The following is a 12,607-nucleotide window of genomic DNA, read 5'->3' as shown; positions in this document are numbered from 1 at the left end:
GATTCATCGTTTTTTTCGTTATGACCTTAAATCAGAATGAGTTGTTTCGTGCCGTTTGGCCCCAATAATATCATTTTATAATCACCTGCAAACAATGAAAAAATTAATCGTCCTTAGAAAAGGGTTGAAAAATGAGCTGGTCGGAGACTGGCAGACATTTTTAAGAGGTCTGAAATTGTATCAAAGTACCATTGATGACGATTTCGGAACCAAAACACTCCATGCAACCAAAAACTTTCAGCTGAAGTACAAATTACAAACGGATGGAATCGTCGGGCCAACGACATGGGCCAAGGCCGTTTCACTGGGTTTTGACCTTCAAATTTCAGATGACTCCGTTCCCGTTGCGGTATCGTTCAATTTCCCCGAAAAACCGGCTTTTCCGCCATTGGTCTCAAACGCCCAGCGGGAAGCTGTGTTTGGAAAAATAACCTTCAAAGCCAAACCAACAGCCAGTAACCCGGAAGGAATCGTCATCACCAATTCGTTTGAGAAAGACCACATCATTTCCGTACCTATTCCACAACTTGCAACAGCAACAAACGGGAAGTACGGCAGCATGCGTTTTCACAAAGACTGCGCATACCAACTGCAGCAATTTTTCATCGAAATCGAACAAAAAGGCCTGCTCCACCTGGTAAAATCCTATGCGGGGTCATATGTACCGCGTTTCGTGAGAGGAAGTAAAACGGTGCTTTCCAATCATTCCTACGGAACAGCATTCGACATCAATGTGCCTTGGAACGGACTGGGAAGAACGCCAGCTCAGGTGGGGCAAACCGGTTCGGTGCGGGAACTTGTTCCGATTGCCAACAAATGGGGCTTCTACTGGGGCGGACATTTCAGCAGGCCGGACGGAATGCACTTCGAAGCAGCTAAAATCATCCGAAAATAACATCCACTAAACCACCAAAATCAATCACATGCAAAAACGAATCGTCATTTTTGCCGATGGAACCTGGAATTCATCGGCAAACAAAGACGGAGTGCATCTCGCTCAGACTAATGTTTTCAAGAGTTTTGTCCATACAGTCAAAGAAAACTGCCCGAATGGCGATGTTCAATCCGTTTATTATCACGAAGGAGTCGGTACAGGCGACAGCAAAGACAAATTCCTCGGAGGCTTTACCGGGAAAGGGATCGACGACAACATCCTGGAACTCTACAAATTCATCATCGAACGGTATACACCGGGGACGGAGATTTTCCTGTTCGGGTTCAGCAGAGGCGCATATACTGTCCGGAGTCTTGCGGGGCTAATCCGCAATTGTGGGATCCTGAAAAGCGATTTCATTTCCAAAGCAGAACGCGCTTTTTTCATCTACCGGAGCCGGAACCGGAAACACCACCCGGAAAGCGGGGAATCAAAGTTTTTCCGGAATCATTTTTCCTTTCCGCTGGAGCAGACTCCCATCAAGTTTATCGGCGTTTGGGATACTGTTGGATCGCTCGGGATTCCGTTTAAAATTGGTCGTTTCGGTACCAAAAGTCACCGTTTCCACGATGTAAAACTGAGCGCCATTATTCAAAACGCCTATCACGCACTGGCAATCGATGAAAAAAGAGTGTTTTTTGCCCCTACGCTCTGGCAGCAGGAAACTTCGGACAAGTTTAAAGACCAAAAACTGGAACAGGTGTGGTTTTGCGGCGTTCACAGCGATGTCGGCGGCGGTTACCACACAGGAGACCTTTTCCATATTCCGCTGAACTACCTGATCACCAGGGCCAGAGAACATGGATTAATCGTTGACCACCAGGTCACTCCGGACGAATTATCAGTCTATGCCAAAAGCCTCAAAAATGAGTCCAGAACCGGTATGTACAAACTCTTTCCGAAGTATTACCGGATCATCGACAACCGGAAAACGGCTGTTCCTTTCTGGAAGCGCATCTTGTTTAATCTGTTCTATAAAATTCCGGAAACCAGCGGCGATTTGCACACCCGGGAATTCCTTCACCAGTCGGTCATTGACCGCTACGGAGACAAAAACCTGGCAGATTTTCCACGCTTGCGGAATTTGGATCACGTGATCCGGATCATGCCTGTAATGAGTTATTCCGGTACTATTTCCGATCAGCAACTCCACCAGACCGGGTAATCCGGTCTGATCCTGAATTCGTTCGGGTGCATTTTTTTGTTTCTTTCGACGAAGTGAACCGTGAATTGATACCTTTGTGATCATGCATATTTTGATCATCGAAGACGATTTGCGGGTGGCTGAACTCATCCAGCGCGGGCTCCAGGAACAGGGGTTTGAACTTGCTTTGGCCTATGACGGACTTTCCGGGAAGAAACTCGCATTGCAAAACGACTACGACCTGATCATTACAGATATCATTCTTCCCAAAATAGACGGACTGGATGTCTGCAAGGAAATCCGGCAAAGCAAACCGGACACCCCGATTATTATGCTCACCGCTTTGGGAACAACTGACGACAAAATAGAAGGATTTGATGCCGGTGCAGACGATTATCTGGTGAAGCCATTCGAAATGCGGGAATTACTTGCCCGGATTCGTGCTTTGCTCAAACGCCATTCCAAAACAAGCGCCAATACAACCGGAAACATCCTGAAGTATGACGATTTGGAAATGAACCTGCACACTAAAATCGTTAAACGAAGCGGACTGGAAATCAGCCTCACCCCCAAAGAATTCAACTTGTTGATGTATATGATGCAAAACCCCGAGCGCGTACTCTCACGGGTAGAAATTGCCGAAAAGGTATGGGATACGCATTTCGACACCGGAACCAATTTCATCGATGTGTATATCAATTACCTGAGAAAGAAGATCGAGAAGAATTTTGAGAAGAAACTCATCCACACCAAATCGGGAATGGGATTTATTTTGAAAACGGAATGAAAATAAGAACACGATTAACCCTGCTGTTTACGATCATTACAGCGACAATCCTGCTGGCTTTTGCCTACATTATTTACTATTCCGCGAAAAAAAACCGCGAACGGGAATTCTATTCCCTGCTTAAAAAGGAAGCATTGACCAAGGCAAACCTGTTTTTCAATGCCGATATTAAAAATCAAACCTTGCAGGACATTTACCGGAGCAACAGGCAGATTATGAACGAAGTGGAAGTTGCCATTTACGACAGTCACTTCAACCTGCTCTATCACGATGCAGCGGATATTGACTTCGTGAAGGAAACTCCTAAAATGATCCGGGAGATTTACCACAAAGGGAAAATCGGGTTTTACCAGGACGACTGGCAGGTTGTGGGATTGCGTTATGTTTTCAACGGAAAAGACTATATTCTCACGGCCACTTCCGTGGATCATTACGGCTACAAAAAGCTCCACAGTTTATTCCGAACAATCGTCATTGTCTTCATTATTTCCGTTTTGTTCATTTACATTGCAGGCAGGTTCTTTTCCAAAAAGGCCTTCGAACCGGTGAAAGAAATGACGGAGCGCGCCAAACTGATTTCGGCTACCAACCTCGATCTGCGCCTGGCGGTAAACGGAAGCAAAGACGAATTATCCGGATTAGCCAGTACCTTCAATGAGATGCTCGTGCGACTGGAAAATTCCTTTGATGCACAGAAGCACTTCGTTTCCAATATTTCGCATGAACTGCGTACTCCGCTTGCAGCGATTATCACAGAGCTGGAATTGTCTACACATAAGGATCGTACTACCGAGGAATACAAGACGGCGATCGAAAATGCGCTGAATGATGCCAAAAGACTGGTTCGTCTTTCCAACAGCCTGCTCGATTTGGCCAAAGCAAGCTACGATCCTTCCGAAATTGCCTTTAAAACGATCCGCATCGATGAAATTTTATTGGATGCCCGCCAGCAGGTGCAGCAGGGAAACCCGGATTATAAAATTGACATCCATTTCGATGCTGAGTTCCTGAAAGCGGAAGACGACGATCTGGTTTCTGTTAAAGGAAACGAATACCTATTGAAGGTTGCTTTTGTGAACCTGTTTGAGAACGGGTGTAAGTTCTCCGCCGATAAGCAGTCGGTTGTTTCAATCTCTTTCCGGGAAGAGAAAATCCTGCTCCAGTTTTCCGACAACGGAATCGGGATTTCGGAAGACGATCTGAAAAACATCTTCCTTCCTTTCTACCGGGGCGACAACAAGAAGTTCGCGGAAGGAAACGGAATCGGGCTTTCATTGACGGAGAAAATTGTTTTGCTGCACCACGGAACGATTTCCGTTACTTCCAAACAGGGAGCAGGAACGACTTTTTCACTGGAACTGCCGCAGCTTGGTTGGGATTGAAAAAGATGCCTTCGACTCCGCTCAGTCAGCTTTTTCAGCTTATTTTGAATAATTAGAAACCATTATTCTGTCAGTTTATTTGGTGAATTTTTGGTGAACATATCTACAATACAACCCAGTAAAAACGGACTTTTCACACCATTTTATACATTTGTAACATGGTGGTCGAATCCCCCTTTTTCAGGTCTTGTTTCATGACTCCAAAAGCCTTGTCTCTAAACCTCCTCCCCTTCTAATAAAATTCTAATTTTTTTCTAGCAGATCTCTAACAGTCTTTTTAATGATTCCGGCAGAACTTTGTAACTGATAAAGACTTATTCAATCAGTGCAATGAAACTCCATTTAACAACTGCTTTTCCTGTGTTTATCGCGTTTGCGGTGTGCTTTCAGTCGCATGCACAAACCAGCTACACCCTGCAGAAGGCATTGCAAACTGCCAAAAACAACAATCCGGTTTTAAAAACGGAGCAATACAACGTTGAAATTGCGCAAACGGACGTCATCAGCGCCAAGCTTCGACCGAATCTGAACCTGAACAACCAGTTACTCCAATTGGGGCAACCTTCCCATTTTCCAGCTAATTCGAACTGGTACAACGGGAAGAATCAGCAGATTTGGTGGCAGTTAACCAAACCTTTCCAGGTTGCCGGACAACGCAAATACAAAGTAGAAGTTGCCAACAAAAATGTGGCATTTGCTCAACGGAAATATGCGGAAACGGAACGTGAGCTGTTCTCCCAGGTTGCTGCCAAATGGATGGAAGTGTGGACTGCACAGAAACAACTCGACATTCTTCAAACGGCGAAAGACAACATCGACAGCCTGGTGATTACCAACAAGCTTCGTTTCAAGAACCAGGTGATCACCGAAACCGATTTGTTCCGCACCGAACTGCTGGCAAAACAATACGGCATTCAATACAAAACGTCCAGACAGGAACTCATCAACAGACAAAAAGAATTGAAATTCCTGCTTGGAACCCAGGACAGTGTGAGTATTGATCCGGACGATGCATTTTTATTCGCCATTCCAACAGATTTGGACAGTTTGCTGAGCCAATCGCTGCAAAACCGCAGCGATATTCAGGCAGCCAAATCCCTGCTGGATGTTTCCGAAAGCAATATCAAACTGCAAAAAAGTTTGGCGGTTCCTCAGCCTGAGTTGGGTGTGATCTACAACCCGCAGAATACGATTCAGTATTTCGGGATTTACGCAACGATTGATCTGCCGTTCTTTAACCGGAACCAGGGCGAGATCAAAAAGTCGTACTTACTGGAAAAACAGGCCGAACAGAACATTACAACCATTCAAACGCAGTTACAGACAGAAATCTCCACTGCATTCGCAAGCTACGATCTGCAGCGAAAAAATATTGAGAATTTCAAAACCGTATTATCACAATCCGAAACCATTCTGGACAACGTCAAATACGCGTACCTGAAAGGCGGAACAACAATCATCGATTTCCTGGAAGCACAACGCAGCTGGCTGGAAACACAACAGCAGTATTACAACGCTTTACAGCAATACCGTGAAAGCTACATTCAATTGCTTTATGCAACAGGTTTAATCAATCAATTAGCACAATAACAATGAAGAATCTGACTTATACGATGGCACTTTTCCTACTGCTTTCTGCTTGTGGAAGCAACGAAAAAAAGGTTCAGGAAAAAGATCCCACGCCCGTTGTGACGGATAACGGACAAACCATTTCGTTCCCCGATCCGGGAAGCTTGTCCTTTTTCAAAACAGAACAAGTGAGTAACAACAACCTCACGGCCGAGTTCACGGCTCCGGCTAAAATTTCGGCAACGGTCATTTCTTCCGGAGAAGGAGCAATTGTATTGTTTGAAAACCCGGAACTGGCGGGAAGTTACACCCTGCTGATGCAGCACCGCATCAACATCAGCCAGATCAACAACATCAACATCAAACAACGACAGCTGGAATTATCCCGAACGAAAGAATTACAGGCACACGGAGCTGCAACGGGACAAGATTTGCTGAATGCACAAACGGCTTTGTCGATGGAACAAACGAACCTGGCAAACGAAAAAGCGGCATTGGTAGAGCACGAAGCGAAACTGATTGCGGCGGGTTTTGAACCGGAAGTACTGCAGCATGCAAAAGCGGGAACAGCTTACCTGGTATGCGACATTCCGGAGAACCAGATCAGCAGAATCAAGGAAGGACAGCCGTGTAATATCGTATTTACCGCCTTCCCGGACGAAAACTTCGTGGGAAAAATTGACGCGGTTGCAGATATGGTAGACAACATTACCCGGATGATCAAAGTGCGGATTTCCATTAAAAACCCGACCAACAGGTTGAAATCGGGGATGTTTGCAAGCGTTTCCTTCGGTTTGAGCGAAGATCATTTCATCAACATCAGCAACGCTTCACTGATTACCGTACAGGGGAAATCGTATGTGTTCGTGAAGAAATCAGACAATACGTTTGAACGCCGGGAAATCCAGGTTGGACAGCAAATCGGAAACCGGGTTTTGGTATTCGGCGGACTGAATCCAAACGAAAATATTGCCGTGGAAGGCGTGATGCAGCTGAAAGGATTGTCATTCGGATATTAGAAAGACTGAAAAAGTTCAAACGTTTAAAAGCTCAAGGTCTCGACTCCGGAAGTCCTGACTCTTGACTCTGATACAAAAACCATAAAAACCGTTGAGTATGTTACAGGCACAAATCTACATTGACCAGGATGAACTCAGAGGAATCCATCCGCTGCACCAGTTTGTTATGCAATTACTGATCGAACACGGAATTGCGGGCGCAACGGCATTTACCGGCCATTCGGGATTCGGGAGACATCACCGCCTGAAGCAACCCACGCAGCAATTTTCATTTGACGAAACACCGATGGTTATCGTATTTATCGACGAAGCGAAAAAAGTCAAAGAAGCATTAACCGAATTAAGAAAACATTACCGTGGCGGATTTATTGTCACCCACGAAGTAGAACTGTGGTAGATTATGATTAAGAACCTCCTCATATTTTCACTCAAAAATCGCTGGCTGGTAGTCGCGATAAGTTTTGTACTGATGGCAGCCGGTTATTACTGCTTCACCCAGTTGAAAATTGAAGCATATCCGGACATTGCCGATACAAACGTGATCATTGTTGCACAATACCAGGGGCGCGCCGCTGAGGAAGTGGAACAACAGGTAACCGTTCCGATTGAACGCGCTTTGCAAAATACACCGAACGTACTCGACCGCAGAAGCCGGACGATTTTCGGGTTGAGCGTTGTGCAGCTGACCTTTAAAGACGGAACGGACGATTATTTTGCGCGTCAGCAGATTATGGAACGCCTGGCAGCGGCTCAATTGCCGGACGGTGTTTCACCTGAACTCGCTCCAATGTCGACAGCAGTCGGTGAGATTTTCCGCTATGTGGTGGAAGCTCCTCCGACCTACTCTCCTACCCAATTACGGGATTTGCAGGACTGGACTATCAAGCCATACCTCTTGCAAACCGACGGAATTGCGGATATCGTGACTTTCGGCGGACCACTCAAACAGTTCCACATCCTGACGTATCCGAACAAACTGCGCCGGTATAACCTCACACTGGCAGAAGTGGAAAACGCGATTGTGACCAACAACCAAAACTCTGGTGGAAACTCCATTGAACGCGGCGGACAAGGATTTACGGTTCGCGGGCTTGGAGCAATCAAAAACGAAAAAGACATTGAAAACATTGTGTTGAAATCCGAAAACGGAATCCCGGTTTTTGTACGCGATGTGGCGAGCATTGAAATCACGCCGCCGCCGCCAAGCGGGGTATTGGGATATACCGTAACGGACGATCACGTAAATGTTAATAACGGAGTGGAAGGAATTGTGCTTTTGCGCCGTTATGAAAACCCAAGCGAGGTATTGAAAGAACTCAAGCAACGCATGGCAGATTTGCAGGCGCACGAACTTCCGGAAGGTGTCAAACTCCGTCCGCTTTATGACCGCAGCTTCCTGATCGATCACTCGTTACACACGGTTGGAAAAACACTCTTTGAAGGTGTCAGCATCGTCATTATCATTCTTATTTTCTTCCTGGGAAGTGCCCGAAGCGCCTTGGTGGTAGCGCTCACCATTCCATTCTCTTTGCTTTTCGCGTTTATCATCATGCGCTTCGTGGGCATTCCTGCCAACTTACTTTCCCTGGGAGCTATCGATTTCGGAATTATCGTGGACGGAGCCGTCGTCATGACGGAACACCTCATCCGGAAATACCGGACAGCTACCATAGAAGAAAAGAAAAACGGCATCGTGCACATTACGTTGCTCGCAGCACAGGAAGTGGGACGTGAAATCTTCTTTTCGGTAACGATCATCATCCTGGCTTACATGCCGATCCTGCTCATGACCCGCGTGGAAGGAAAATTGTTCTCCCCGATGGCACTTACACTTGCTTTTGCGGTGATCGGTTCCATGCTTGCTGCGCTGACTTTTATCCCGGTATTGGTTTCGTTTGTCTACAACAAAGCCATTTCAAGTCCGGATAAATCCTTCAAAGAACACAAAAACATCGTGCTTTCTTTCCTGGAGAAGAGTTATTCAAAAACCCTCGACAAGTTGTTGAAACACTACAAAAAAACGGTACTCATCGGGTTTGGAGTCGTACTGGTACTCATTGGGTTCGGGATGAAACTGGGTTCGGAGTTTTTGCCGGAACTGGATGAGGGTTCAATTTTCCTGCGCGGGAATTTCCCGGCTGGAATCACCATCCAGGAAAATGCGAAATACGCTCCGAAAATCCGAAAAATCATTACCCGCTATCCTCAAATTGCCTTTGCAATTACCCAAACCGGACGCAATGATGACGGAACCGACCCGTTCCCTTCCAACCGGAATGAAATCCTTGTCGGGCTAAAAGAATACAGCTTGTGGAGCGATACCATTTCGAAAAAAGAACTCGTGAAGCTAATCCGCTCTGACCTGGAAAGCGAATTGCCAGGTGTGAAATTTACTTCCGGGCAGCCGATCATCGACCAGGTTATGGAAATCGTGACGGGAAGTGCTGCCGACCTGGCAGTGTCTATCGTAGGCGACGACCTTGTGATGATGCGCCAAAAAGCAGACAGTATTGCCGACATCGTACGGGGTATGAGCGGAAGCGAGGGTGTGAATATCGAACAGGAAGGAACGCAGGAACAGCTTGCTATCAAAATAAACCGTGAAAATGCAGCCCGATACGGAATCAATGTGTCCGATATCCAGAACATGATCGAAGCGGCAATCGGTGGAAAACAGATTTCGGTCTTGTATGACGGAACCAAGCGTTACGACATCGTGATTCGTTACCTGCCTCAGTTCCGGAACAACATTGACGAGATTAAGAAATTGCTGGTGCCTTCTGTAAATGGCGCACTGATCCCGATGGAACAGCTGGCGGATGTCAATTTTGTAGAAGGTCAAACGAATATTTACCGCTACAACAACAAGCGCATGATCACGGTCAGAACGAATATCCGCGGACGCGACCAGGGTGGTTTTGTGAAAGAGCTTCAGAAGAAAATCAAAACGCAGATCAAAATTCCGAAAAGCTATGAATTGGTTTACGGTGGTCAGTATGAAAACCTGGAACGTGCCGGAAAACAATTGGCTTTGACGATTCCACTCACATTGGTCGTGGTGATTACGTTCCTGTTCATGCTCTACAAGAATTTCCGCCACACGCTCATTACGGCAAGTTGTGTCTTATTCGCCCTTGCAGGAGGAATCATTGCCCTGCTGATCCGCGGGTATTACTTCAACGTATCCGGAGGTGTTGGTTTCGTATCTATTTTCGGAATCTCCGTAATGGCCGGCGTACTATTGGTTTCTGCTCTGAAACGTGCCATGTTCGCCAATGGAATCAGCCAGAAAATGGTCGGAGATACGGCAAAAGAACAACTCCGGGCCTTGTTGTCGATCCTGGTTCTGGCAATCCTCGGACTTATTCCGGCAGCGATTTCAAAAGGAATCGGTTCGGATGTACAACGCCCTTTGGCAACCGTAATTATCGGAGGACTTACGAGCACCCTACTCTTTGCTCCTGTTCTGATTCCACCACTTTACTGGTGGGCTAACAAGAATGAAAAGCGCATCAAAAAACAGGAGAAAAAAGAAGAATAATCCTTTATTTACGACCAGGAATCAGACGCACGAAAGCACCAGTTGCTCCCCGTGCGTCTGTCTTTGTTTATGGTGCTTGCGAATAGTGACCATTTTTGAAATTACGCCTGCAATCCGAAGTTGAAGCGCTGGTTGACAACCTGGTTCAACGTACCAGTCTGTCCGTTGTGGTACATCGTGTGGTGTTTGTTCAGATGAACGCCCTAAAACGAATCATCCGGTATGAGATTGCAAGCAGTTTATTGACTGATGCATCAAACCAACCTTAATACGGCCCACAATGCTCCGGCAGAAATCGCGATCCAAAGCAGTACTCCCTGCAAAACGGGTTTCAGTCCAACGGATTTCAGCAGTTCTTTCGACAAGCCCGAACCAATGAGGAACAAGGTGAGTGTGAGCCCGGTTTTGGAAAGAGCAACTATCCAGTCTCCAGCCAAATGAACAAACGGAACATAGGTATTTAATATGATTGCCAGCACGAAATACCCGATGAAATACGGAATCTGAACCTTTGCATTTCCGGATTTGAAGATTCGTGCACTGAACAAGGCAACCGGGATAATCCACAAGGCGCGGGTGAGTTTGACCGTCGTTGCGATCTGTAAAGCGTCTTTCCCGTATTTGCTTGCTGCACCTACTACGGAACTGGTGTCCTGAATCGCAACGGCACTCCAAATCCCGAATTGAGACTGCGACAACTCCAGCATCTGCCCGATAGCGGGAAACAGGAACAAAGCGATCGAATTGAGGATAAAAATGGTTCCGAGCGCCACGCTGATCTGCTTCTCCTCTGCCCCGATTACAGGTGAAACGGCTGCAATGGCACTTCCGCCGCAGATAGCCGTTCCTGAAGAAATCAGGAAGGATGTTTTCGGGTCGATCCGGAAGACTTTTCCGAGCAAATATCCAAGCAAAAGCACTCCGAAGATAGAGGCAACCGTGAACAGAAATCCCTCCTTCCCGGCTGAAAACGCCTGGTTTGCATCCATTCCGAATCCGAGCCCCACAACGGAAAACTGCAATAGCAAATGCGTGGCTTTTCCATTGAGCGCCGGAAACGGATTCCCGATCAATTGTGCCGTAAGCACTCCCAGTAACAATGCCAGGGGTGGAGAAACAAAAGGCATGAGGCAGATAACGACCAATCCCGCAAAGAGAATTTCCCGGATTGTTACTTTTTGATTTAACCAGTAAGCATTTTTCTTACCTATTCCTGATTTACTGTTCATCTTGATGCAATCGTTTTGATTCCGGCAAAATTCAGGAGAAACAGTGGTTTAAAGAAATCACTATTGGCTATTTCCAATAACTACAAGTTATCAGAAGACAAGTGTCTGTGAAAAAATTCCAGTAACGGATTATTATCTCCCTGCGGCGTGATCAGGTAAAAACAGCGTTCTATTTCAAGACCTTTCAGATCCATAATTTTCAATTCACCACTCTTCAAGCGGTCAAAAACAGCATGCACCGACAGAAATGCAAAGGCATTTGAATGAAGCAGATACTGCTTGATGCTCTCCGTATTTTCCAACTCCATTTCGATCTTCAGGCTGTTGAAATTCACACCTGCGTTTTTCAGGGCAGATATGATCACTTCCAATGATCCTGAACCGGGTTCACGAACCACAAGCGGTAATTTTTCCAGTTCGGACAAGGCAATCTGCGCTTTCCGGATCGCCGGATTATTGGTTCGCGTACACAGCACGATTTCATCTTTGACCAGGGCCGTGTATTTGATGTGCTGCCGTTTGGACTGCCCTTCAACAATTCCCGCATCGATTCGTCCTTCTGACAACAGGTTTTCGATGTGTTCCGTATTCTGAGCAGTCAGCTGCACGTTTACATCCGGGTATTTTTGCCGGAAAGAGGCCAGATAGCCCGGCAGAAAGTAGTTTGCAACCGTCGTGCTCGCCCCGATCCGCAGTTCTCCACGTACGTCTTTCGACAGCGCTCCGAGTTCCAGGTCGATGTTCCGGTAAATGTTTTGCAGTTGTTCGGTATACTTCATCAGCACTTTTCCCGCCGGAGTCAGCTTGATCCTCGTACCGTTCCGTTCGAACAGCTTGGTCCGGTAGTACGCTTCGATCTCGTGGATGTGTTTACTCACAGCCGGCTGGGTGATGAACAATTCTTCGGCTGCTCTTGTAAAATTGAGCCGTTTTGCCACCACATGAAACACTTTTAACCGGAAATCAAACATTTGGTCGGGAAATTATCGTCCCCGCTAAAAT

General features: G+C 46.4%; 11 protein-coding genes. 9 read left to right on the top strand and 2 right to left on the bottom strand.

What is annotated here, in order from left to right; all coding sequences use genetic code 11:
* Positions 1 to 94: 94 nt before the first annotated feature.
* From ABDV94_RS01385 to ABDV94_RS01345, 9 genes are all read left to right on the top strand, one after another.
* A complete protein-coding gene (locus ABDV94_RS01385; RefSeq protein ID WP_343604115.1) occupies positions 95 to 895 on the top strand; it encodes a M15 family metallopeptidase in 801 nt (266 codons plus the stop codon).
* 28 nt (positions 896 to 923) lie between these two features.
* Positions 924 to 2,099, top strand: coding sequence for a DUF2235 domain-containing protein (locus ABDV94_RS01380; RefSeq protein WP_343604114.1), 1,176 nt, complete (start codon positions 924 to 926; stop codon positions 2,097 to 2,099).
* Between the two features lie 82 nt (positions 2,100 to 2,181).
* Positions 2,182 to 2,865 carry a response regulator transcription factor gene (locus tag ABDV94_RS01375; RefSeq protein ID WP_343604112.1) on the top strand — a complete coding sequence of 228 codons (684 nt, stop codon included), beginning with the start codon at positions 2,182 to 2,184 and terminating at the stop codon, positions 2,863 to 2,865.
* Positions 2,862 to 4,247 carry a HAMP domain-containing sensor histidine kinase gene (locus tag ABDV94_RS01370; protein ID WP_343604111.1) on the top strand — a complete coding sequence of 462 codons (1,386 nt, stop codon included), beginning with the start codon at positions 2,862 to 2,864 and terminating at the stop codon, positions 4,245 to 4,247. Before ABDV94_RS01375 ends, ABDV94_RS01370 begins: the two co-directional genes overlap by 4 nt.
* Before the next feature lie 330 nt (positions 4,248 to 4,577).
* Complete coding sequence (locus tag ABDV94_RS01365; RefSeq protein ID WP_343604109.1) at positions 4,578 to 5,837, top strand: TolC family protein; 1,260 nt, start codon at positions 4,578 to 4,580, stop codon at positions 5,835 to 5,837.
* A 23-nt stretch (positions 5,838 to 5,860) separates the two neighbouring features.
* Entirely contained in the window at positions 5,861 to 6,835 is a 975-nt protein-coding gene (locus tag ABDV94_RS01360; protein WP_343604108.1) for an efflux RND transporter periplasmic adaptor subunit, read from the top strand.
* 97 nt (positions 6,836 to 6,932) lie between these two features.
* Positions 6,933 to 7,232 (top strand): DUF190 domain-containing protein, encoded by a 300-nt coding sequence (locus ABDV94_RS01355; RefSeq protein ID WP_343604107.1) that lies wholly within the window; start codon positions 6,933 to 6,935, stop codon positions 7,230 to 7,232.
* A 3-nt stretch (positions 7,233 to 7,235) separates the two neighbouring features.
* The gene (locus ABDV94_RS01350) at positions 7,236 to 10,376 is read left to right on the top strand and encodes a CusA/CzcA family heavy metal efflux RND transporter (protein WP_343604105.1); all 3,141 of its coding nucleotides are present in this window, start codon (positions 7,236 to 7,238) and stop codon (positions 10,374 to 10,376) included.
* Positions 10,377 to 10,471: 95 nt separating this feature from the next.
* The gene (locus ABDV94_RS01345) at positions 10,472 to 10,645 is read left to right on the top strand and encodes a hypothetical protein (RefSeq protein ID WP_343604103.1); all 174 of its coding nucleotides are present in this window, start codon (positions 10,472 to 10,474) and stop codon (positions 10,643 to 10,645) included.
* Here ABDV94_RS01345 and ABDV94_RS01340 read toward each other — a convergent pair.
* Both ABDV94_RS01340 and ABDV94_RS01335 read right to left on the bottom strand, forming a co-directional pair.
* Positions 10,631 to 11,605: a putative sulfate exporter family transporter gene (locus tag ABDV94_RS01340; protein ID WP_343604101.1), complete on the bottom strand. Its 975-nt coding sequence runs from the start codon at positions 11,603 to 11,605 to the stop codon at positions 10,631 to 10,633. The two genes, ABDV94_RS01345 and ABDV94_RS01340, sit on opposite strands and share 15 nt — an antisense overlap.
* Before the next feature lie 80 nt (positions 11,606 to 11,685).
* Positions 11,686 to 12,576: a LysR substrate-binding domain-containing protein gene (locus ABDV94_RS01335; protein ID WP_343604099.1), complete on the bottom strand. Its 891-nt coding sequence runs from the start codon at positions 12,574 to 12,576 to the stop codon at positions 11,686 to 11,688.
* Between the last annotated feature and the right edge of the window lie 31 nt (positions 12,577 to 12,607).

The organism is Fluviicola sp., assembly GCF_039596355.1.
Classification (GTDB): Bacteria; Bacteroidota; Bacteroidia; order Flavobacteriales_D; family Crocinitomicaceae; genus Fluviicola.
Note: the sequence above shows the minus strand (reverse complement) of the source record. Positions and strands in the feature narration are given on the sequence as shown.

Bases quoted from the DNA above. Each gene is read 5' to 3' on its own strand.
- ABDV94_RS01340 (WP_343604101.1), bottom strand. From the start codon at position 11,605: ATGAACAGTAAATCAGGAATAGGTAAGAAAAATGCTTACTGGTTAAAT.
- ABDV94_RS01375 (WP_343604112.1), top strand. From the start codon at position 2,182: ATGCATATTTTGATCATCGAAGACGATTTGCGGGTGGCTGAACTCATC.
- ABDV94_RS01360 (WP_343604108.1), top strand. From the start codon at position 5,861: ATGGCACTTTTCCTACTGCTTTCTGCTTGTGGAAGCAACGAAAAAAAG.
- ABDV94_RS01365 (WP_343604109.1), top strand. From the start codon at position 4,578: ATGAAACTCCATTTAACAACTGCTTTTCCTGTGTTTATCGCGTTTGCG.
- ABDV94_RS01335 (WP_343604099.1), bottom strand. From the start codon at position 12,576: ATGTTTGATTTCCGGTTAAAAGTGTTTCATGTGGTGGCAAAACGGCTC.
- ABDV94_RS01355 (WP_343604107.1), top strand. From the start codon at position 6,933: ATGTTACAGGCACAAATCTACATTGACCAGGATGAACTCAGAGGAATC.
- ABDV94_RS01370 (WP_343604111.1), top strand. From the start codon at position 2,862: ATGAAAATAAGAACACGATTAACCCTGCTGTTTACGATCATTACAGCG.
- ABDV94_RS01380 (WP_343604114.1), top strand. From the start codon at position 924: ATGCAAAAACGAATCGTCATTTTTGCCGATGGAACCTGGAATTCATCG.
- ABDV94_RS01350 (WP_343604105.1), top strand. From the start codon at position 7,236: ATGATTAAGAACCTCCTCATATTTTCACTCAAAAATCGCTGGCTGGTA.
- ABDV94_RS01385 (WP_343604115.1), top strand. From the start codon at position 95: ATGAAAAAATTAATCGTCCTTAGAAAAGGGTTGAAAAATGAGCTGGTC.